At 40.8% G+C, this 21,877-nt stretch carries 20 protein-coding genes; 12 read left to right on the plus strand and 8 right to left on the minus strand.

The features are described from left to right. Positions 1–5 precede the first annotated feature (5 nt). Together QX565_RS11260 and QX565_RS11265 are read left to right on the plus strand one after the other, a co-directional pair. Positions 6–1,181, plus strand: coding sequence for an MFS transporter (locus tag QX565_RS11260; RefSeq protein ID WP_007484809.1), 1,176 nt, complete (start codon positions 6–8; stop codon positions 1,179–1,181). 54 nt (positions 1,182–1,235) lie between these two features. Then, the gene (locus QX565_RS11265; RefSeq protein WP_002561857.1) at positions 1,236–1,670 is read left to right on the plus strand and encodes a hypothetical protein; all 435 of its coding nucleotides are present in this window, start codon (positions 1,236–1,238) and stop codon (positions 1,668–1,670) included. On the opposite strand, the gene QX565_RS11270 is transcribed toward QX565_RS11265, so the two are convergent. Further along, positions 1,667–2,707 (minus strand): sugar kinase, encoded by a 1,041-nt coding sequence (locus QX565_RS11270; RefSeq protein ID WP_044158061.1) that lies wholly within the window; start codon positions 2,705–2,707, stop codon positions 1,667–1,669. The genes QX565_RS11265 and QX565_RS11270 overlap by 4 nt on opposite strands. 157 nt (positions 2,708–2,864) lie before the next feature. On the opposite strand from QX565_RS11270, the gene QX565_RS11275 reads away from it, so the two are divergent. The 4 genes from QX565_RS11275 (at position 2,865) to QX565_RS11290 (ending at position 7,151) form a co-directional block, all read left to right on the plus strand. Further along, a complete protein-coding gene (locus QX565_RS11275; protein WP_007484807.1) occupies positions 2,865–3,737 on the plus strand; it encodes a VIT1/CCC1 transporter family protein in 873 nt (290 codons plus the stop codon). 190 nt (positions 3,738–3,927) lie between these two features. Further along, positions 3,928–4,518 carry a DUF4251 domain-containing protein gene (locus tag QX565_RS11280; protein WP_002561860.1) on the plus strand — a complete coding sequence of 197 codons (591 nt, stop codon included), beginning with the start codon at positions 3,928–3,930 and terminating at the stop codon, positions 4,516–4,518. A 394-nt stretch (positions 4,519–4,912) separates the two neighbouring features. Then, positions 4,913–6,472 (plus strand): PD-(D/E)XK nuclease domain-containing ATP-binding protein, encoded by a 1,560-nt coding sequence (locus QX565_RS11285; RefSeq protein WP_289292801.1) that lies wholly within the window; start codon positions 4,913–4,915, stop codon positions 6,470–6,472. A 13-nt stretch (positions 6,473–6,485) separates the two neighbouring features. Then, a complete protein-coding gene (locus QX565_RS11290; RefSeq protein ID WP_122202274.1) occupies positions 6,486–7,151 on the plus strand; it encodes a response regulator transcription factor in 666 nt (221 codons plus the stop codon). A gap of 102 nt (positions 7,152–7,253) precedes the next feature. Here QX565_RS11290 and mnmA read toward each other — a convergent pair whose 3' ends face one another. Further along, positions 7,254–8,321, minus strand: coding sequence for a tRNA 2-thiouridine(34) synthase MnmA (mnmA, locus tag QX565_RS11295; RefSeq protein WP_122202275.1), 1,068 nt, complete (start codon positions 8,319–8,321; stop codon positions 7,254–7,256). 123 nt (positions 8,322–8,444) lie between these two features. On the opposite strand from mnmA, the gene QX565_RS11300 reads away from it, so the two are divergent. Further along, positions 8,445–9,860, plus strand: a complete 1,416-nt coding sequence (locus QX565_RS11300; RefSeq protein WP_195350375.1) for a S41 family peptidase — start codon at positions 8,445–8,447, stop codon at positions 9,858–9,860. Next, positions 9,857–10,684 carry a DUF4595 domain-containing protein gene (locus QX565_RS11305; protein ID WP_195660755.1) on the plus strand — a complete coding sequence of 276 codons (828 nt, stop codon included), beginning with the start codon at positions 9,857–9,859 and terminating at the stop codon, positions 10,682–10,684. The genes QX565_RS11300 and QX565_RS11305 overlap by 4 nt, the downstream gene beginning before the upstream one ends. Before the next feature lie 324 nt (positions 10,685–11,008). Here the strand turns inward: QX565_RS11305 and QX565_RS11310 are convergent, their stop codons facing one another. Together QX565_RS11310 and QX565_RS11315 are read right to left on the minus strand one after the other, a co-directional pair. Next, positions 11,009–11,845, minus strand: a complete 837-nt coding sequence (locus QX565_RS11310) for an alpha/beta hydrolase (protein WP_234130496.1) — start codon at positions 11,843–11,845, stop codon at positions 11,009–11,011. Positions 11,846–11,875: 30 nt separating this feature from the next. Beyond that, entirely contained in the window at positions 11,876–12,307 is a 432-nt protein-coding gene (locus QX565_RS11315; protein ID WP_007484801.1) for a putative signal transducing protein, read from the minus strand. A gap of 114 nt (positions 12,308–12,421) precedes the next feature. On the opposite strand from QX565_RS11315, the gene QX565_RS11320 reads away from it, so the two are divergent. The 4 genes from QX565_RS11320 to QX565_RS11335 all read left to right on the plus strand — a co-directional run bounded on the left by QX565_RS11320 (position 12,422) and on the right by QX565_RS11335 (position 17,763). Continuing rightward, positions 12,422–14,797, plus strand: coding sequence for a TonB-dependent receptor (locus QX565_RS11320; protein ID WP_234130497.1), 2,376 nt, complete (start codon positions 12,422–12,424; stop codon positions 14,795–14,797). A gap of 43 nt (positions 14,798–14,840) precedes the next feature. After that, complete coding sequence (locus QX565_RS11325; RefSeq protein ID WP_002561869.1) at positions 14,841–15,635, plus strand: M48 family metallopeptidase; 795 nt, start codon at positions 14,841–14,843, stop codon at positions 15,633–15,635. A gap of 323 nt (positions 15,636–15,958) precedes the next feature. Next, positions 15,959–17,245: a hemolysin family protein gene (locus QX565_RS11330; RefSeq protein WP_122202280.1), complete on the plus strand. Its 1,287-nt coding sequence runs from the start codon at positions 15,959–15,961 to the stop codon at positions 17,243–17,245. Between the two features lie 41 nt (positions 17,246–17,286). After that, entirely contained in the window at positions 17,287–17,763 is a 477-nt protein-coding gene (locus tag QX565_RS11335; protein ID WP_007484795.1) for a copper resistance protein NlpE N-terminal domain-containing protein, read from the plus strand. A gap of 58 nt (positions 17,764–17,821) precedes the next feature. On the opposite strand, the gene QX565_RS11340 is transcribed toward QX565_RS11335, so the two are convergent. The 4 genes from QX565_RS11340 to QX565_RS11355 all read right to left on the minus strand — a co-directional run bounded on the left by QX565_RS11340 (position 17,822) and on the right by QX565_RS11355 (position 21,845). Beyond that, positions 17,822–18,043: a hypothetical protein gene (locus QX565_RS11340; RefSeq protein WP_195660752.1), complete on the minus strand. Its 222-nt coding sequence runs from the start codon at positions 18,041–18,043 to the stop codon at positions 17,822–17,824. A 437-nt stretch (positions 18,044–18,480) separates the two neighbouring features. After that, positions 18,481–18,780, minus strand: a complete 300-nt coding sequence (locus tag QX565_RS11345) for a hypothetical protein (protein WP_122202285.1) — start codon at positions 18,778–18,780, stop codon at positions 18,481–18,483. 225 nt (positions 18,781–19,005) lie between these two features. After that, positions 19,006–19,965 carry a FimB/Mfa2 family fimbrial subunit gene (locus QX565_RS11350; protein ID WP_195660751.1) on the minus strand — a complete coding sequence of 320 codons (960 nt, stop codon included), beginning with the start codon at positions 19,963–19,965 and terminating at the stop codon, positions 19,006–19,008. A gap of 233 nt (positions 19,966–20,198) precedes the next feature. Then, positions 20,199–21,845: an Mfa1 family fimbria major subunit gene (locus tag QX565_RS11355; RefSeq protein WP_195660750.1), complete on the minus strand. Its 1,647-nt coding sequence runs from the start codon at positions 21,843–21,845 to the stop codon at positions 20,199–20,201. Positions 21,846–21,877 lie beyond the last annotated feature (32 nt).

Genomic DNA, 21,877 nt, shown 5'->3' on the forward strand with positions numbered 1-21,877 from the left:
CGCCCATGAAACAGACTTTAAAAGAAAACGGAGGATTACCGGCATCCATACTTTGGACGTTGGCAATTGTTGCCGGTATATCAGTAGCCAATCTTTACTACAACCAGCCTTTACTGAACATGATACGCCACGACATGGGTGTATCAGAGTTTAAGACAAACCTGATCTCTATGATTACACAGATCGGATATGCACTGGGGCTTTTATTTATCATCCCGTTAGGCGACCTGTATCAACGAAAGAAAATCATCATTATTAACTTTGCGATACTGATTGTTTCGCTATTGACTATTGCGCTGGCACCGAACATACATGTTATATTAATAGCCTCCCTTTTTACGGGTATTTGTTCAGTAATACCACAGATATTCATCCCGATAGCTTCGCAATTCTCCAGACCTGAGAATAAAGGGCGAAACGTAGGTCTTGTTGTTTCAGGCTTGCTGACCGGTATTCTCGCTTCCCGGGTAATCAGTGGGTTCATCGGCGAGATCTTCGGGTGGAGGGAAATGTACCACATAGCCGCTGCCCTGATGCTGATATGTGGAATGGTAGTTGTTAAAGTACTGCCGGATATAAAACCCACATTCAAAGGGAAATACAGTGAATTAATGAAATCACTGTTTCTGTTACTGAAAGAATACCCACAGCTACGAATCTACTCCATACGGGCAGCATTGGCATTTGGCTCTTTTCTGGCCATGTGGTCATGCCTGGCATTCAAAATGGGGCAAGCTCCCTTCCACGCCGGAAGCAATGTTATCGGTATGTTAGGACTTTGTGGAATAGCCGGAGCATTATCAGCATCACTGGTAGGTAAATACGTAAAAAGAGTGGGCGTCCGCCGGTTCAACTTTATCGGTTGTGGATTGATACTTTTTGCGTGGTTTCTGCTCTTTGCAGGAGAAAACACCTATCTGGGTATCGTAGCAGGTATTATTATTATCGATATTGGTATGCAGTGCATTCAATTGAGTAACCAGACCAGTATCTTTGAGCTTTGTCCTAATGCTTCCAATCGCATCAATACTATTTTCATGACTACTTACTTTGTTGGCGGTTCAATGGGGACTTTTCTGGCAGGTACTTTCTGGCAGGCATTTGGTTGGTATGGAGTTATAGGTACGGGTGTTTTGTTGACCAGTTGTTCATTATTTATCACTTTTTTCTCACGTAAGTGAACCTAAATGGTAGTTCTATTTGTTGTTTAATGCATCAATCTATAAATTTAATGTATGAAATACGGAGTCAACAGACAAGTTTTACTGATTACTGCCGGTATCGTATGGATAGTGGCAGGGGCAAATATACTGCGAATAGGAATCGTGACATGGCTCAATGATTCTCAATACTGGTTGTTCAAAATGGGTGAAGCCACAGTAGTGTTCCTTCTATTCTTCATTCTTATATTCAGAAGACTATATTATAAACATACCGAACGCATCACCCAAAAGAAACAGGAAAAGAATTGTCCCTTCTCTTTTTTCGATGTAAAGAGTTGGATTGTCATGATTTTCATGATTTCATTAGGCATCAGCATACGAAGTCTGCACCTGTTACCCACCAGTTTCATATCCGTATTTTATACCGGATTGTCATTGGCTCTGATCGCAACCGGAGCACTCTTTATCCGTTACTGGTGGCAAAGGCGCCATCTACTCCGAAGTTAACGCTGTACCCTGCCGGAAGAGTCACCATTCATCAGTGCTTCTACTTCGGCAACTGTTGCCAGGTTGAAGTCTCCATAGAAAGTATTCTTCAGACAGGAAGCTGCCAACGCAAAATCCAATGCTTTCTGATCGTCATCGGGATAAGTGAGCAGACCATAGATGAGTCCGCCAACAAAAGCATCTCCCGTACCTACACGATCTACTTCGTGAGTAATATCATAAATCCCCGTATGCTTTAACGATCCATCGGAATAAAGCACAGCGGCAAGCAGGTTGTGATTGGCAGATAAAGAATTGCGTAGCTCAAGAAACATCTTCCTGCAACGGGGAACCAGTTTTGCTACTTGCTTTCCGACCTCTTCAAAACCTTCAAGATTGAGTCGATAATCTGTGTTTACAGCCTTAAAACCTACGGGAGCAATACCTAATATCTCTTTATATTCAGGTTCCGCACCAAATATCACATCACTATACTGTACCAGCGGTTTCATCACATCAGCTGCCGTACGTCCATATTTCCACAGGTTCTTCCGGTAATTCAAGTCACAGGAGATCGTTAGTCCCATCCTGTCTGCCATCTGAAGAGCTTCCAGGCAAGTATCGGCACCGTCCTGTGACAAAGCAGCGGCTACTCCCGACCAATGAAACCATCCGGCATCAGCAAAAATAGTCTCCCAGTCTATCATACCCGGGCGAAGGGTAGAGAAAGAAGAACCCGACCGATCATATACTACTTTTGAGTTACGAAAAGAAGCCCCGTTTTCAAGAAAATAAATTCCCATACGATCGCCGCCATAAATAATACCATCCGTACGGAGTCCATGTGAACGAAGATCACTGATACAGGCACGGGCTATATCATTATCGGGCAAACGGGTTACAAATTCGGTCGGTATCCCAAAGTTGGCAAGAGAAACCGCTACATTCGTTTCGCTGCCACCAAAGGTAGCTACATAGTCACGGGATTGTGAAAAACGCAGATTGCCGGGAGTGGTAAGACGCAAAAGTACCTCTCCAAAAGTTACTATCTTCTTCATGATATCAATAATTTCAATTAATGATCAAATGTACTATCAAAAATCCAACAGAGCGAAAACTTTTAATAAATTTTATTGCTATACTAACAGATAGAGAATACATTTAGTCTATTTGTAGTATCTTTGCCCGAAAGCTAAAATATAAAAATAAGATAACATGAATTTAACCTCAAAAGATCTCGAGAAGTTTATTCGTTTCCAGCGAAATGAGTATACTGAAAGTATTGTGTACGACCGACTGGCTTCTATTGAAAAAAACACATCCAACAGCAAGGTACTACGCTTGATCTCTGCCGAAGAGAAAGCCCATTACTATACACTCAAAAAGTATACGAATACCGAAGTGAAGCCCAACCGCTGGCGTATTGCCAAATACTACTGGTTAGCGCGCATCCTGGGTATCACATTTGCCATTAAACTTATGGAATCCAGCGAAAACAGTGCCCATCAGGAGTATGCCCGGTATACTGAATGTGAAGATTTACAGCGTTTGTCACGCGAAGAAGAGATACACGAAGAAAAGCTCATCGGGCTGATAAACGAAGAACGGTTGGAGTATATGGGTTCTGTGGTATTGGGACTAAATGATGCTTTGGTAGAGTTTACCGGAGCATTGGCAGGTTTCACCCTGGCACTGAGTGACCATAAACTGATAGCACTGACAGGAAGTATTACCGGTATTGCTGCTGCACTGTCTATGGCATCATCGGAATACCTGTCTACCAAATCGGAAGGTGATAAGAGCAAACATCCGGCAAAGGCAGCCATCTACACAGGTATTGCTTATATCATTACGGTAGTTGCACTGGTAACTCCTTTCATTTTAATCAGCAATGTACTGATAGCATTGGGAGTAATGTTGGCTATGGCACTTATTATTATAGCATTGTTCAATTATTACTACTCGGTGGCACGTGGTGAAAGTTTCCGAAAACGTTTTATGGAAATGGCCGTACTCAGTTTCAGTGTGGCCGGAATAAGTTTTCTTATAGGGTATGCCCTGAAAACATTCACAGGTATTGATGTGTGAATTAATCAGGAGTCAAGTGGCAAGGTTATCCACTTCTTAACTACTAATGAAGTGATAACCACTAAACTACTTGCCACTGATAGACAAACTTAACTACTTCATAAAATTGTGAAACGTTCATGAACAATCTTTGCTATATGTTGTTTTTGCAATAACGAACAACGTTATTAAACCTAAACAAAAAAAAGTTATGAAAAAGTTTATTGCATTATTAGCATTAGTATTGGTAAGTGCATCTACCATGATGTATGCACAGGAATCAGAAAGAGCCGTACGTCGCGCCGATCGTAAAGCACAAAGAGACGCAGAAAGAGCAAGACTGAAAGCAGAAGAACAAGTAGCCGACGCAGTAGCTTATCAGCAGGCTGTACAAGCACTGAAAAACAAACAGTTCGTGCTCGAAGCTGATCAGGTGATCTTCCGTAACGGACAGAGTGCTTTTGTATCAACGACTACAAACTTTGTGATGATGAATGGTCAGAAATCTACTGTACAGGTTGCTTTCAATACTCCATACCCCGGTCCTAACGGAATTGGTGGTGTAACAGTAGACGGTAACGCATCGGATATGAAAATTACAACGGACAAAAAAGGTAATGTTAACTGTTCATTCAGTGTACAGGGTATCGGAATTTCAGCTCAGATATTCATTTCACTGACCAATGGAGGTAATAATGCCACTGTTACTGTAAACCCGAACTTCAACAACAATACAATTACACTGAGCGGTAATATTGTACCATTGGATCAGTCAGACGTATTCAAAGGACGTTCCTGGTAAGAAGATGATGTAACATAAAGTTATAGAGTAATAATACTATAGGGTGATAATGGATCGTTTCTATTTATCACCCTATTCTGTTTTATTAAAATCTGTGTAATTTAAGCTATCTGTATTCATTAAATGAAGAGAGATTGCAAAAGTGTACAATCATATTATGCATAAGTGTACAACCTTGCACTACAAGAATGTACACTTTAGTTATACAAGAGTGTACACTTTTATAAGTATTGATTATCAGCATATTACCTTAACCCATTTACTATTTACAAACACAGATTATCAATAAACCAATTTTGTATGCTTACTATTGTATTTTAAATTTAGCCCAAGCAGGAAATGGTTTATGGAAATAATGAGTATCTTTGAATGGTCAATAAATAAAAAAATAACCATGAACAGTGTATTGCGTAAACTCCCTATCGGGATACAGACTTTTGAAGATATTCGTAGAGATGATTACCTATATGTAGATAAGACTGCTTTTGTGTGGAGAATAGCGAATACAGGAAAGCCCTATTTTCTGAGCCGCCCCCGCCGCTTTGGTAAAAGCTTGTTGCTTTCTACCTTTGAGTCTTACTTCAAAGGGAAAAAGGAATTGTTTGAAGGGCTTGCTATTGAACAAATAGAGACAGAATGGAAACAATACCCGGTACTTCATCTGGACTTAAATGCCAAAAAATATGAAACACCCGACGATTTAATTGCTATACTCAACCAACATCTGGAGAAATGGGAATGCCTGTATGGTAATGAGAAAAAAGATCGTAGCCCCGAAGAACGATTTGGTTATGTCATTAGTCGTGCCAGTGAGCAAACGGGATGTGGTGTAGTGGTACTCGTAGACGAATATGACAAACCTTTGCTACAAGCATTGGACAATATGTCTTTGCTGGATAATTATCGCCAGACGCTAAAAGCCTTTTATGGTGTATTAAAAAGTTACGACCGCTATTTGCGTTTTGTTTTCCTCACCGGAGTGACGAAGTTTGCACAAGTAAGTGTATTCAGTGATCTGAACCAGCTAAATGATATTAGTATGAAGCCTCAGTATGCTACAGTATGTGGTATTACTAAGCAAGAATTAATCGATACTTTTACTCCGGAACTACAGAAACTGGCAGAAACGAATCAGTTGACTCCAGAAGAGACACTTCATAAGATGAAAGCTTTGTATGATGGCTATCATTTCTGCGAGTTTACAGAAGGAGTATTCAATCCATTTAGCGTTCTCAACGTTTTTGACGGATATAAATTTAGTAATTACTGGTTTCAGACAGGTACTCCGACCTTCCTTGTGGAACTGTTGCAAAGAAGTGAGTACGATCTGCGTACATTGATTGACGGAGTAGAGGCCTCCGCCTCTTCATTTACAGAATACAGAGTGGATGCTAATAATCCGATTCCATTGATTTACCAGAGCGGCTATCTGACGATAAAAGACTATGATAAAGAATTTGGGAACTATCTATTGGAGTTTCCGAATGATGAGGTACGATATGGCTTCATCAATTTCTTAGTACCCTTTTACACCTCTATGGCAAACAATGACCAAAGTTTCTACATCGGAAAATTTATCCAGGAGTTACGTGCCGGTGATTATAACTCCTTCCTCACCCGCCTGCAAGCCTTCTTTGCTGATTTCCCTTATGAATTGAACGATAAAACCGAGCGTCATTACCAAGTAGTGTTCTACCTTGTCTTTAAACTAATGGACCAGTTTACTGACGTTGAAGTACGCAGTACACGCGGACGGGCAGACGCTGTAGTAAAAACTCCCAAATTCATCTATGTTTTTGAATTCAAGCTCAATGGCACAGCCGAAGAAGCCTTACAGCAAATAGATGATAAAGGATATCTGATTCCATACCAGGCAGACGGACGTGAACTGATAAAAATAGGTGTAGAGTTTAGTGCTACCGAAAGAAATATCAGCCGATGGCTACCTTTATAAAAAGGAATGAAGTATGAGAGAGTATATCATTGCAGATAATCAAGACATTACCAAAGCAGGAATGATGTTTCTGCTCAGCAAGCAGAAAGATGTATCTCTGCTACTGACAGCAGATAATAAAGCAGAATTAATCAGAGAATTACGTCTGCATCCACAGGCCGTAGTAATTCTGGATTATACCTTATTTGATTTTGCCGGAGCAGATGAATTGATTGTACTCCGCGAACGTTTCAAAGAGGTAGATTGGTTATTGTTCTCTGATGAATTAAGTATCGGTTTCCTTCGTCAGATACTGTTTAGCAGCATGGCATTCGGTGTCGTGATGAAGGATAATTCTAAAGAAGAAATACTCACTGCCCTGCAATGTGCTTCGCGCAAAGAACGTTTCATCTGCAATCATGTCAGCAATCTGTTACTTTCGGGTAATAACCAGCAACCCACTTCCGGTACTCACACACAGGAAGATCATCTGCTGACAACTACAGAAAAAAACATCCTTAAAGAAATAGCGTCAGGTAAAACAACCAAAGAGATTGCAACCGAAAAGAACCTGAGTTTTCATACCATCAATAGTCACCGTAAGAATATATTCCGGAAACTCGGCGTAAACAATGTACATGAAGCAACCAAATATGCAATGCGGGCGGGAATTGTGGATTTGGCGGAATACTATATTTAATTAATGGAAAATGGAAAATTGAAAGTTGAAAATTGAAAGTTACTATGCAGCGTGATAGTGGCGTAGCTAACTTTCAATTTTCAACTTTCAATTTTCCATTAATTAAATAATTTCACCACTCCCGATACATACTTCAGCCAATTCATCATACACCACCCCAAATTGTCCGGGAGCAATACCTTGCAGCTTTTCGGAAGAAAGGATACGATAACGATCCTCTTCCCTGAAAAGCTTTCCTTTAATAAACTCCGGAGTATGGCGTATTTTGAAAGTAATATCCACTCCTTCGGCTTCACTCTCCCGCCATGGATTATCGGTTATATAATGAAAATCACCTAAAGAAAACTCATTCCCAAATTGTGTCTCCACTCCATAGCCATGAGACACATAAACAATGTTATCCTGTATATCTTTCTTTATCACAAACCAGGGACCTCCACTCAAGCCCAGCCCCTTGCGTTGCCCAATGGTATGAAACCAATACCCTCGGTGAGTACCAATCTTTTTACCTGTTTCCAATTCTATAACAGCTCCCTCCTTCTCTCCGAGAAAGCGACGCACAAAATCATTGTAATTTATCTTTCCCAAAAAGCAAATACCCTGGCTATCTTTCCGACGGGCACTGGGAAGCCCGGCTTTCAGAGCTATCTCCCGAACTTCATTTTTCATCAGATGCCCAATGGGAAACATCAACTTAGACACTTGCAGGTAATCTATTTGTGCAAGAAAATCGGTCTGGTCTTTTACCGGATCTTTGGCTGTACCCAGCCAGGTTTTACCATCCCTTTGCAAGGTTGTAGCGTAATGCCCGGTAGCGGTAAAATCAAAATCTTTGCCTACGCGCTGCTCAAAGCAACCAAACTTAATCAGTTTATTACACATCACATCCGGATTGGGAGTCTGTCCTTTCTTTATTTTATCAATGGCATAGGCTGCCACATTATCCCAATACTCGCGATGCAGATCTACTATTATTAAAGGCAAACCATACTTGCGGGCAGTAACAGTGGCAAGTTCAATATCCTCCTCGGCAGAACAATCCATATACTCTGCACCGTCCATACCTATTTTAATATAAAAAAGAGTCGGCTTGTAACCCTGCTCACAAAGAAGGTGTACAACCACCGAACTGTCTACACCACCGGATAATAAAGCTGCTATATTCTTCATACGTGCAAAGATAGGTACGAAAACATTTACAGGCTATCACACATTAAAGGCATTTTTATACCACAAATGTGGTAGATAAGCGAAGTATTTCCTACATTTGCAGTTTATAAAGATGATAAAGATATGAAGATAAGAAACATACTGTTCACCCCTACCCTGTTCATAGTAATGATGTCTGCCCTGTTCTCATGTGGAGTAGACCGCTGGCCGGAATATGCAGCCGAAACAGAACTGGATACTTGGATAGACAGCGTGATGCGCCAAGAGTATCTTTGGTACGAAGAAATACCAACAGTGACTCCCAACAAATATTTCCTTGCGCCCGCGCAATTCTTAAAGGAATTAATTTATACTACTCTCGATAAGAATTATTCCTACATAGACACATTGAACAAAGTGGAGTCGCCCAATTATGGATTTGACTATACACTGATAAAAAATTCAAATGTAGATACGCTCTATAACGCATTAGTTACGAATGTTCTTCCCGGATCTCCGGCTGCAGATGCCAAACTGCAACGTGGTGAATGGATTATAAAAGTAGACGATAAACATATCACCAAAAAGAATGAGACCCAGCTCCTGCAATCGGGCAATGCTTTGAAACTCACTTTGGGTAAGTATGAATTACAAAAAGACAGCGAGACTAAAAAGGATAAAGGAGTAGTGGTAGAAACCAGAACCATAAACATGGGAGCCGAACGAATGGTAGAAGACGACCCGATTCCTGTCTACAGAATAATAACCAGTGCCACAGGGGTAACAGTAGGCTATATAGTCTACAACCACTTCACAGCAGGCACTGCTACTGAGAAAGATAAATACAATAATAAACTTCGCGAAATATCTCACGTATTTGCCAGTGCAGGGGTAACCAAAGTAGTGCTCGACCTGCGTTATAATACCGGAGGCTCATTGGAATGTGCCCAGTTATTAGCTTCTTTACTGGCCCCAAAGGAGGCGGTAGGTCATATTTTTGCCGAACTAAAGCATAACAACAAACAGTCCTACAAAGACTTTAGCCTGCTTTTCGACCCGGATTTAATAGGTAGTGGCGTAAATATGAACATTGAAGGAGGATATATACTGACCAGTAGCACTACTACCGGAGTTGCAGGAACATTCTACGACTGTTTGTATCCGGTTGCCAATTGGGAGATTCTCGGTGCAGCCTTACCTTCCACAGGAGTAGCAACAGAAAGTTTTATTAATCCGAAGCATGGTTGGTCATTGAATCCGGTGGTATGCAATGTTTATAATATTGCCGGAGAATCGCATGGTGGAGTTAGTTTCCCAGCTAAGTATACTGTGGATGAAACTTCCCTAACGAATTTGGTCACTTTCTTGCCTTTAGGAGATAAAGAAGAGACATTATTCAGTATGGCCCTTGGTATTATTGACGGCACATATCCACCCAAAGAAGAAGAGAAACCAAAACCGGACGAAGGAACAACGGAAGAAAAGCCCGAAACCCGTACGCTTAAACATGTATATCACTCACAAGGCTACAGGGTAAAAGGAGGAATAAAACTAAAATGAAATACTTAAAAACACTAATTATACTGACAGTATCAGTTATGTCACTGTTTTCTTGTCGCGATGACGACAAAGAGCCGGAAATGATTTATATTGAGGATTCACCTGCCCTTAAACAAATCACAATAAAGGAACTAATGCAAGATGACGGAGGACCCGTGACACGAGAAGAGAATTTTTATTATAATGAGGGACATAAACTGGTTCGTTATGTCTCTACACAAATCTATGGTGATCCTGTAATTGAAAACGAAACCCAAATCACCTATTTAGAAAATGAAGCTATAATTATCGATGAGTTAAATAACAAATCAATCTATACTCTAAATGCCGAAGGTTATGCCACAAGTTGTATCCGCTACGAAGTAGGAGGTAATACACGTGAATATACCTTCGATTATTCGACCAACACACTTAATGGAGCTTATTTGACTGGAATAACAGAATACGTTAAAGGAAATATCCGGTCCAAAGTCATATTTGATAATCTGGCTCTACATGATGCTACGTTATCTGTACAAAGTGGAGATATAACAAATATATTCCAGCTCTCTTTCACTCAAAAGAATACTTCCCGCCTACCCTGGTTTTTCCTAACAGAAATATATCCACTCAATTTTCACGCTATAGCTATGTATGCCCGTCTATTAGGAGATAATCCGATGTACCTGTTAGGAACGGTTCAACCCAAAGGAGGAGATGAAATAACGACCTACATTTATACCAACGATACCTCCGGACAGCTTAGTTCGTATACTGAAATAACCCGCAGTAATGGAAAAAGTTATAATCGCATAATAAATTATATCGTTACTCTTGCCCAATAAATAACACATTCTTGTCAAGAGCCGATTTATTGATTCTTAACTAAAAAGCAGTTATTTCTCAACAAAATACCCATTACGTCACAACACAGTATGAAATGCATCATAACATAGTATGTCATGAACCGCAACATACCGGAAAAATTACATCAATATCGGGAAAAACCATATCAGCACAGCCCTACTCACACCCTTTGAGAGGCGTATATAAAAAAAGAAAGGAGAAAGCCCTCGCTTCCTCCTTTACATGCAATCTAACTGAATCTACTTTATGATTATGCTTACAAAGATAACGCATTGCAAAGCAAAAGTCAAGCTTTTCAGTGATTATTTCTTCCCTGCCGGCAGTTGTTTCTTAAAGAATTTGCTAAAGAAGAGAATCTGATAATCAATAGAATTATTCCAATATTGCCCGTTGTGTCCTCCCGGACGAGTGATAAAGTCATGATCAATCTTCAACTCCAACAGACGCTTGTGCAAATTCTTATTCACATCTAAAAAGAAATCGGCTTCTCCACAATCTATTATCATTGCCAAATCATCCTTCTGTAGCTTATCAACCTGATTGATAACTGTATGTTGATCCCACACTTCCTTATTCGTTTCCATTTCACCCAATTGTTCGGGCATCATCCAGTTCTTTGGAAAGGGACGAATATCCACTCCGCCACTGGTACTTCCGGCAGCACCAAATACATCCGTATGGCGGATTGCATTCCAAAGTGCGCCGTGTCCACCCATACTAAGTCCGGTAATGGCCCGTCCACGAGGTGCAGCTACCGTCTTGTAATGCCCGTCTATATAATTGACCAATTCCGAGGAAATAAATGTTTCATAACGAACGTCTTTATTCTTCGGACTATCCCAAAACCAAGTGTTCTTGCCATCGGGGCAAACGAAAATAATCCCTTTTTCATCGGCAATCTGCGGAAGCTCCGGCTTCACCCCAATCCACGTTTTGGCATTGCCACCAAAACCATGAAGCAGATAAACCACCGGACACGCTACGGCTTTCTTTCCCAAAGCAACGTTGGGGGTGACTACCACTACTTGTACCTCTTTATTCATAGAAGGACTTTGCACCATCACCGTGTCTACCTGTGCTGCATAAAACGGAAGTGCCAGTAACAGCAGGCAGGCAAACAATAAACTTTTTCTTTTCATCGTATTAAAATTTCTGTATTTAAATTGAAGTTATGATTCCTCATCTTGTTTATATGTAGCCGAAACAGGCCTCTCAAAAAAGGCCTTACACTGCCTGCATTCATACGTCCAATGATTGTCTCCGGGAGGAGTGGCAGCCAGCAAAGAGAAAACAACGGCACAAGCCGCTTTCATATATCCATCCTTTCGTAACTTAAATGTAATATCCGCCGAACCGCAAAACGGACAATATTTCAACTCTTCAGGAAGACTCTGATTGTCACGCAATACCTGAAGAGCATGATCATAATCTTCTTCATTGACAAATATATCAACACCGGAGATATTGCTTACATAACTCTTCAGCAACGACGAAAAATTCTCATTATGCAACAACGAATCTATTCCCTCGTTCTCCAAAGCTCCCTGCAAGATATGTGCTTGCATGGCATCATTGCATGTAATTAACCGGACTGTCTTCATAATTATACCCGACTTTAATAGTTAAGAGGAAACAAAAATACCAGATAAAAACAAGAAGCAAACTATTTTTTATATAATTTTGCATTTCAATCAGAAAAAAACAAACCCGGGCTAATGAAAAAGCGATTCCTATTTATCTTGTTCTGTTTCTGCCTTCTCGCTACAATAACAGCACAACCAGTTCACCAAATTAAGGGAACGGTCATTGATAAAACCAGTCGTAAACCGTTGGAGTTTATCAATGTATTAATTACAGGAACAGGTATGGGAAGCGTAACAGATTCCATCGGGCATTTCACCATCGAAGAGGTCCCTCCCGGTATCTATCGTTTGCAGGCATCTGCCGTAGGATATAAGACCACACTAACTTCCGAATATATCCTTTCTACAAGAAACCTCAACATTGATATAGAGATAGAAGAAAACCCGACCGAACTGGAGGGTGTCACTATTACCGCCTCTCCCTTCCGACGTGACCTGGAGAGTCCGGTAGGACTACGTATTATCGGATTGCAGGAGATAGAGAAAAGTCCGGGAGCCAATCGTGACATCTCGCGTGTAGTGCAGTCGTATCCCGGTGTAGCCTTTTCACCTGCCGGATACCGCAACGATCTCATTGTACGGGGTGGTTCGCCCTCCGAAAACCGTTTCTATCTGGATGGAGTTGAGATACCGAACATCAATCATTTCAGTACTCAAGGTGCTTCGGGTGGTCCTGTAGGCATTATCAATGCCGATTTTATCAGGGAAGTAAATTTCTATACGGGAGCTTTTCCTGCCGACCGGGGTAATTCACTCAGTTCGGTGCTCGATTTCAAACTCCGCGACGGAGATATGGAACGGAACTCTCTGAAAGCTACCCTCGGTGCTTCGGAAGTATCGCTTGCCTCCAACGGACATCTGGGCAATAAGACTTCTTACCTGGTTTCCGTCCGTCAGTCCTATCTGCAATTCTTATTCGATATGTTAGGATTGCCTCTCCTCCCAACTTTTACGGATGCACAATTTAAACTAAAAACTCGCTTTGATGAACGCAATGAGTTGACAGTATTAGGTCTTGCCGGCATTGACAACATGAAACTCAACACCAGTCTGGAAGGCGAGAAAGCAGAATACATACTAAGCTATCTTCCCAAAATACAACAGGAAACATTCACGTTGGGAGCTGTCTATCGCCACTATGCAGGAGCACACGTACAGTCAGTGGTTATCAGTCATAGCTATTTGAACAACCGTAATACTAAATATCTACACAATGACGAATCCACGGAAGAGAATCTTACCCTCCGGCTTCGTTCTGTAGAGCAGGAGACAAAATTAAGATTAGAGAATAGTTCTACTTTTGGAGCATGGAAAGTGAATTTGGGCCTGAACCTGGACTACAGTCAGTATACCAATACCAGTTTTCAGCGTGTTTACATCCAGAAAGGAGAAACATTCGACTATCACACGGCACTGGGGCTTGTACGTTGGGGAATATTCGGAACAATGAGTTACGCATCACCTGATGAACGATTTACCGCATCGTTAGGCGTACGTACGGATGCCAACAATTATTCGTCACGCATGAACAAGCTTTCGGAGCAACTTTCTCCCCGCTTGTCTCTCTCCTACCGCCTTATAGACGGGTTATATGCCAGTGGTAGTGCCGGATTATACTACCAGTTGCCTCCTTACACCGGCCTTGGCTTCAAAGGTAACAGCGGAGAATTGATAAATAAACGGCTTCGCTATATGAGCGTCAGTCAGGGTAGCTTAGGGCTAAGCTGGCAAACAAGTAGTAATTTTGAGCTATCCGCCGAAGGATTCTATAAAGAATATGACCGTATCCCCTACTCCGTATCAGACGGTATCCCACTTGCTTGTAAAGGCAATGATTATGGAGTGATAGGCAACGAAGAACTGACTTCAACCGCACAGGGTCGTTCATATGGTGTAGAAGTATTATTGAGATGGCTCATTGCCAAAAAGTTAAATTTAGCCTCCTCTTTCACACTCTTCAAGAGTGAATACCGAAACAATAAAGAAAGCGAATACATCGCCTCAGCATGGGACAACCGCTACATCTTCAATCTGAGTGGAACATACAACTTCCCACACCACTGGAGTTTCGGAATGAAAGTAAGCTGTATCGGAGGTGCCCCCTATACACCTTATGATACGGATAAATCTTCTTTAGTCACTGCATGGAATGCACAAGGCAGGCCCTACTATGATTACAGTAAATATAATACGGGGCGTTTACCGGCTTTCGGACAGATAGATGTACGGGTAGATAAAACATTCTACCTCAAACGTTGTATGTTAGGATTCTACATCGATTTGCAAAATGTAACGAAGAGTACTTTCAAACAACCGGATATATATATGAGTACCGGAGTTATTGAAAACCCGTCAGCCCCCATAGCCGAACAACGTTACAAAATGAAATATATCGAACAGAAAAGCGGTACATTGATGCCTACGCTTGGCATTACATTTGAATATTAACACGAAAATCAACTATATTATTAATCAAAAACCAGAAAATTATATGAAAAAAAGATTTGTATTAATGGCTGCACTGATCTGTGGAGTAAGTTTTAGTGCTTCGGCTCAGTTTAAGATCGGAGGAAAAAAAATCAATGTAGGCAAAGTTGTACAGGCCGGAACCGATGCCGTAAAAGCCATCACCCTGTCGGATGCTGACGTAGCCGCTATGAGTAAGGAATATATGCAATGGATGGATACCCACAACCCACTGACTGCACCAGATAGTGAATACGGCAAAAGGCTTGAAAAACTGGTAGGCAATATAAAAGAGGTAGACGGACTGAAAGTAAATTTCGGCGTTTATGAAGTAATAGATGTAAATGCATTTGCCTGTGGTGACGGTAGCGTACGTATCTGTGCCGGATTGATGGACCTGATGACAGATGACGAAGTAATGTCTGTAATAGGTCATGAAATAGGACACGTCATCCATACTGACTCTAAAGATGCTATGAAAAATGCCTATTTACGTTCGGCAGCTAAGAATGCTGCGGGTGCCGCCAGTGAAACGGTAGCCAAAATGACAGATTCCGATTTGGGTGCACTTGCCGAATCATTGGCAGGAGCACAATTCTCACAAAAACAGGAGAATGAGGCCGATGATTATGGTTTTGAATTCTGTATCAAAAACAACATTGATCCGTATGCTATGCACAATGCTTTGAGCAAGTTACTCAAACTTTCGGAGGATGCACCTAAGTCTTCCAAATTCCGTCAGTTATTCTCTTCACATCCCGAAACAGAGAAAAGAGTGGCACGTATGAAGGCCAAAGCTGATGAATATACTAAGAAATAAAAGTAAGTAATCGTTCTAAATTATATGATATTATTATTGAAACGCAGATTATCGCAGATTCACGCAAAGAATATCATCGCTCAAGTATAGCGCAGCCATTTAATCTGCGAAAATTTGCGATCATTTGCGTTTCAATAAAACGCTGTCATAGTATGAACTAAATTTGAAATACTACTTAAAAAGAGTAGTCGTAGAGACTACTCTTTTTGTTTAATTAGACGAATCCCTCTGTAAACGTTAAATATTCATTAATATACATTCCATATCTAAACTAATTCAATAGATTCTTGTAATTTTCGGGACAGAAATCATTCATATATTATATGGAATTTATAATTATTATTCTTTTACTTCTCTTAAATGGCGTCTTCGCCATGTACGAAATCGCCTTAGTATCTTCAAGTAAAGCACGTCTCGAAACTCTTGCCGGAAAAGGAAACAAATCTGCGCGTGGAGTTTTGAAACAATTGGAAGAACCCGAAAAGTTTCTTTCTACTATCCAGATCGGTATTACATTAATCGGTATTGTATCGGGTGCCTTCGGTGGTGTAGCTATCGCCGATGACGTAGCACCACTCTTCGCTATGATTCCGGGAGCAGAACCTTATGCTAAAAACCTGGCAATGATTACTACCGTAGCTGTCATCACTTATCTTTCATTGATTGTCGGCGAGCTGGTACCCAAATCTATCGCTCTGAGTAATCCGGAACGATATGCAACGATGTTAAGCCCCATCATGATTTTACTCACCAAAATCTCTTACCCTTTTGTATGGTTATTGAGTATTTCAACCCGCCTTCTCAACAAACTCATCGGACTGAAAAGCGAAGAACGCATGATGACACAAGAAGAGCTTAAAATGATTCTTCACCAAAGCTCCGAACAGGGTGTGATTGATAAAGATGAAACAGAAATGTTGAAAGATGTGTTTCGCTTCTCGGATAAACGGGCCAATGAACTAATGACACATCGCCGTGACATTGTTGTATTGTCTGCCAATGAAACAAAAGAAGAAGTATTGCGAATTATTGATAATGAGCATTTCAGCAAATATCTGCTGGTGAACGAAAATAAAGATGACATTATAGGCGTTGTTTCGGTAAAAGACATCATACTGATGATAGGAAGTCATCAGGAGTTCGACTTGTGTAAAATAGCCCGCCCGGCACTGTTCATCCCCGAAAGTTTGTATGCTAAAAAAGTTTTAGAGCTATTCAAGAAGAACAAAAACAAGTTCGCAGTTGTTGTTAACGAGTATGGCAGCACAGAGGGTATTATAACCCTGCATGACCTCACCGAGAGTATCTTTGGAGACATTCTTGAAGAAGATGATACGGAAGAAGAAGAGATTGTGCGGAGACAGGATGGTTCTATGCTGGTAGAAGCCTCGATGAATATAGGTGATTTTATGGAAGAAATGGGTATCCTCTCTTATGACGATATAGACTCGGAAGACTTCACCACTTTAGGCGGACTGGCAATGTTCCTCATAGGACGTATCCCGAAAGCAGGAGATACCTTCGCTTATAAAAATCTGTTGTTTGAAGTAGTAGATATGGACCGCGGACGAGTTGATAAGCTGCTTGTCATACGAAAAGAAGAAGAGTAATTAAGCAACTCACTTTTTATATTAACTTAAAGCACTTAACAATGAAAAAAGTAATTATGTTGGCAGCCGTCGTAGCTGCTTTGGCATCATGCCAATCAAAAGCAAACAAAGCCGCAGAGGCTGAAGCAGACAGTCTTGCCATTGAGGCAATGTCACCCACAGTAGAAGCAACCGAAGTTTATGAAGGTACCCTTCCTGCTGCTGACGGTCCGGGTATTCGCTACGTATTGACCCTGAATATGCTTGCCGATGCCAATGATACTACCTACACACTGGATATGACTTATCTGGATGCAGAAGGCCAGGGCAAAGATAAAACATTCAGTTCAAAAGGTAAACCACAGATGATTCAGAAAACGGTTAAAAACAAAAAGAAAGCCGCTCTGAAACTAACCCCAAGTGACGGTAGCGAACCTGTATACTTCGTTATTGCCAATGATACGACTCTGACATTATCAAATGATAGTCTGCAAGAAGCTGTCAGCGACTTGAACTATGACATCGTAAGAGTGAAATAAAAGAAAGAAACCAATGAAAAAAAATGCTCTATGGATATATATTCATGGAGCATTTCTTTTAACTTCGCTCAATCTCATAGCCTTCCATTTGTACCAGTTTAGGCAAAGCATCTATCACTCGTTGATCATTCATCAGAACCTCTTTCGACAGTTCACAATAGGGGCGGATATGCGGATGTATTTTATATACCGAATCTCTTACTTCACCTGCCTTGTATCCGGCAATTGTACGTTCGTATTCCAGCGTAGGTGCTCTGTCTGCATAAACCGTTTCATACACTCTTCAGAAAGGGAGAGTTTAAACTCTTTATACACTTTGGAAGTACTCAATAATCCAATCTGGGGCCAGAGACCTCCACAGATGATCCGGTCTATTCCCTGGAGACGATGTGTATTTTTGTTTCTTCATAATAACAGATCTTTTATTTTTATTGACACTTCCTGTATCAATAAAAAACCGTTAATATGAAAGAAATATCGCCTTTATATTACACCAAACAGGCAGACAGCAAAAATGGATATGGCCGATATATAAAACAGACTCTGCCATAACTACATAGAATGATTCGGAAGATAAAAAAGGGGAATGACATACCCCCTCCACAGAGCCTGTAAAGCCTGCTTACAGACTACGCCTTGCTTCCACGCAGACCACGCCTTGCCTCCATGGAGATTACGCCTTGCCTGCAAGCAGGCAACGCAGTTCCTGTTAACAGATTAATTTTCTTCTAAAGGAAGTTCGGTGCCCAGCACCATTATATCGTCTCCCAACAAGGTGCAGTAGGCTGGTAAGTTATAACGATCCATTTGCTCAAAATTGATAGTAGCATAACGAAGACGTATTTCTGCATCGGAGAATATCTCCTCATCGGGTAACAACAGAGGAGCAAGCGACAGCAGATTCAGTGCCGACTGCTCATAAGCTACCCAATGCTCGTGCTGCGGGCGATAGTGTAGATAGATACGGTTGGTATTGGATGCTTCTTGCATCAGAATTTTTTCAAGTTTTGAATTCATTATTATTTTCCTCAGTTGGTTTTGATTATTAATATTCTTTTAATTGTTTTGTAAAAAAGCCCCTATTACACATCTACACTTAGAGGAAATAGGGGCACACACAAACAAAACAAACAATATAATATACCCTGCGATTCACATCGAAGAAGTATAAGTGCCTTTAAGAGAATACTATATACATTCTCTTTATCTTTTTATTCAATATGTCAGCCTATACCCTTTTTATCAAAAATCGTCTTCATCCTGAAAGCGATACGTCCAGCCATTGATATTGATCTGTACGGCCAGCCACGATTCAGAAAAGAAAAAGGATATCTTATATTCATCTTCACGGTCCAGATACTCCTGTGCATTAGGAAAACTTCCTTCCATAGCAGACATTTTCAAATAATTGGTCAGATTGATATTGAAAACTTTCCGTCCCGTAGCTTTCTCCGTCACGATAAAACGGGTGGGACGATCTGCCATAAACCGCATTGTATTGAGTTCAACCGCTACAAGTGAAAGATCATTCTGTTCCATATGGTAAGGGCGGAAACTCAGAGCATCATCATCCAGCAAAGAGTTATCGTAATTCAGATAACCATTTGATTCGATAATTTCATAATCATAATCATTCATGTTCAATGCCCAGTCGTCATCCGAATATCCCTGAAACAGGAATCTTACCTTATTCGTGTCTTTTATGAGATTTATCAACTCCGTCTGGTTACGGGTACCTGTGAACTCCACATCGATAATCTCACCATACCACAACGGTTCGAGCTTCCGGCTCATAATGAGAGATTCTTCACGTTTCAGTTGCAATTTCAAATCCGTAAGGGTAGAGACTCCTGCCGTCAGTGAAGTTATGTCGTATGAATCACGTGCTCCTGCCCATGCCATAAGCTGATACTTTCCGACAGGCAGTTCTACAGCCATGCGGTAATAACCGGTTCCAAGTGAAGTGCCTTCCTCTGCCTGCTTGAACATGAATTTACCTTCTTCATCAAATACATAAAGTTCCACTTTATCTACTTGCGTATGGAATGCATCGGCAAAAAGCATATTATAATCATACTTGAACTTAACGAATAAACGGCACTCCGGCAGATCTTCGTTAAAGCTATCGCATGAGGTCATCATCCAGGAACAGGCAACAAGAAGTCCCAGGGCAATGCAATGTATAAGGCTTTTCAGATTCATAGTTTCTATTTTTCTAATTTAATCATATATAGAGTGGAAAAGAAACGGGTTCTTTTCTCGTTATTTCCAATTTTGGGGATAGAACCAAACAACTGTTCTATCAAGCTATAATATCCCGGAATTTTTATAGAAGAGCTACCGGAAACTTCCTAAAGTTGAAAGTAAGGTTGTGGGAGCATACTTATCTCCCACAACACTTAAATAAAGAATTAAATAAAACTACTAATCTGAAATTAGAATTCTACTTCCTGAACATACCATGTCCATGGATTAACATCAATCAGAATAGACATACGGAGATCATCATCCTCATCCGGATCTATTGTTACAGGAGGAATGGTAGGATATCCAGGATCATTGAATTTAGTGACACTAATATCGTAAACAGAATTACGAACTACACCAAACTCACCCAATTCATTGGTAGCTAAACTGGTATCATCATGCTTGATCATCGCTTTATAGAAGCTATAACCTCCCTTATAATAAGTAAGAACATCTACAGTTTTTGCTCTGTCATCTTCGAGCAGGATGTCAGCTTTCTTACCCTCGAAAGCTGTTTTAAGAAGTGCAATAGCAGCAGCGTCAGCTGTAGCAGGAAGAGATACAGCAGTCAGACTTATTCCTTCCAGATATTTGTTGAACGCAGTGGTCAAAGGTGTAGTGATTACAGTAGGATCCGGATGATTATTAAGATACTTATATTTCAGTTCTCTTTCAATCCAGTCCATCAATGTAGTAAAGGTATAAAAACCACCATCAATCAACATCCAGTCTCCATTGGTTTCCTGAGTAGTAGTAGTTGTACCATCTGCTTTCTTATACTCTTTAGGCATATATTTAGCTTTCACCAATATCTGCGTTGTATTATCATGCGTATTACCAGCCTGATTCTGAGTATTTTCAAGACAATATTCACTTTCGCCTGTTGTATGCCAGGGAATCGGATTAGCTACTTCATCATGAGTTTCATCATATACATTGTAAGCACCTGCATGATTCCCATCATAATTAGGGTCTATTCTATAAGAACCTTTCTTATATTGGTCAAACGGAGCACGGAAACCTCCTCCAGCACCTGCATATTGTTCCAGCCATGTCGGAGTTCTCTTAGAGAGAGGATAATAACTCTTGTTCGTTGTATTCAATACCCATTTTGCTTCGGATATATCTGCCTTAGCACTTGTTTGCGTAATAGTAACACGAACTTTTGCTACAACACGGTCAATATTGATAGTCAATGGATTGGCCTTTGCTCCGGCATCTGTTTTATAAAGAGTCAGAGATTTTGGATCACCCAAAACACCCAAACCGGCAGTAACATCAGCAGCAGTAATCGAAGGTTCCAGTTCTCCCTTGGCATTCGTCATCATAAAACCATCGGTTGAAGAAATGCTGGCCGCTGTATTTGTCAGAGCAGCATTAACAACGGAATACGCTGTGTTGGTAGACCATTTACTATTAACAGGATCATTCTGGAAGGTTGGAGAAGGATTGGCTACAATCAAAATACGCTTAGAAGTTGCCGGAACTTTAAATGCAGTACCCGCACTTCCTGTAGGTTGTCCGGCAGCATCCACACCTGCCTGGGCTGATGTCAATAATATATCAGCTGTCACTTTCGGATCAGCATCATCCGTAAAGAAAATAGCTCTTACTTTCTTCAATTCCGATTCAACGGCAGTTCCGTTCTGATAATCCGGATTATTCAAGCCACGAGACTGAGACGGAGTTATAATCCCCACAGCTACCCACGCATCCCCCTTAGGATCGGTTGCTACACCATAATCGATATCTTCTATCGGTACGATGTCTTCATTACTACATGCTACAAATGCCAAAGATGCAAGTGCCAGCATAAAAAGATTCTTCTTTTTCATTGTTTACAATTAACTTAAAGTGTTTATAACTA

The organism is Bacteroides sp. 41_26 (assembly GCF_949740115.1).
GTDB classification, from domain to species: Bacteria; Bacteroidota; Bacteroidia; order Bacteroidales; family Bacteroidaceae; genus Bacteroides; species Bacteroides nordii.

Coding starts and splice junctions, on each gene's coding strand:
- QX565_RS11260 (WP_007484809.1), top strand. CDS start 6: ATGAAACAGACTTTAAAAGAAAACGGAGGATTACCGGCATCCATACTT.
- QX565_RS11265 (WP_002561857.1), top strand. CDS start 1,236: ATGAAATACGGAGTCAACAGACAAGTTTTACTGATTACTGCCGGTATC.
- QX565_RS11270 (WP_044158061.1), bottom strand. CDS start 2,707: ATGAAGAAGATAGTAACTTTTGGAGAGGTACTTTTGCGTCTTACCACT.
- QX565_RS11275 (WP_007484807.1), top strand. CDS start 2,865: ATGAATTTAACCTCAAAAGATCTCGAGAAGTTTATTCGTTTCCAGCGA.
- QX565_RS11280 (WP_002561860.1), top strand. CDS start 3,928: ATGAAAAAGTTTATTGCATTATTAGCATTAGTATTGGTAAGTGCATCT.
- QX565_RS11285 (WP_289292801.1), top strand. CDS start 4,913: ATGAACAGTGTATTGCGTAAACTCCCTATCGGGATACAGACTTTTGAA.
- QX565_RS11290 (WP_122202274.1), top strand. CDS start 6,486: ATGAGAGAGTATATCATTGCAGATAATCAAGACATTACCAAAGCAGGA.
- mnmA (WP_122202275.1), bottom strand. CDS start 8,321: ATGAAGAATATAGCAGCTTTATTATCCGGTGGTGTAGACAGTTCGGTG.
- QX565_RS11300 (WP_195350375.1), top strand. CDS start 8,445: ATGAAGATAAGAAACATACTGTTCACCCCTACCCTGTTCATAGTAATG.
- QX565_RS11305 (WP_195660755.1), top strand. CDS start 9,857: ATGAAATACTTAAAAACACTAATTATACTGACAGTATCAGTTATGTCA.
- QX565_RS11310 (WP_234130496.1), bottom strand. CDS start 11,845: ATGAAAAGAAAAAGTTTATTGTTTGCCTGCCTGCTGTTACTGGCACTT.
- QX565_RS11315 (WP_007484801.1), bottom strand. CDS start 12,307: ATGAAGACAGTCCGGTTAATTACATGCAATGATGCCATGCAAGCACAT.
- QX565_RS11320 (WP_234130497.1), top strand. CDS start 12,422: ATGAAAAAGCGATTCCTATTTATCTTGTTCTGTTTCTGCCTTCTCGCT.
- QX565_RS11325 (WP_002561869.1), top strand. CDS start 14,841: ATGAAAAAAAGATTTGTATTAATGGCTGCACTGATCTGTGGAGTAAGT.
- QX565_RS11330 (WP_122202280.1), top strand. CDS start 15,959: ATGGAATTTATAATTATTATTCTTTTACTTCTCTTAAATGGCGTCTTC.
- QX565_RS11335 (WP_007484795.1), top strand. CDS start 17,287: ATGAAAAAAGTAATTATGTTGGCAGCCGTCGTAGCTGCTTTGGCATCA.
- QX565_RS11345 (WP_122202285.1), bottom strand. CDS start 18,780: ATGAATTCAAAACTTGAAAAAATTCTGATGCAAGAAGCATCCAATACC.
- QX565_RS11350 (WP_195660751.1), bottom strand. CDS start 19,965: ATGAATCTGAAAAGCCTTATACATTGCATTGCCCTGGGACTTCTTGTT.
- QX565_RS11355 (WP_195660750.1), bottom strand. CDS start 21,845: ATGAAAAAGAAGAATCTTTTTATGCTGGCACTTGCATCTTTGGCATTT.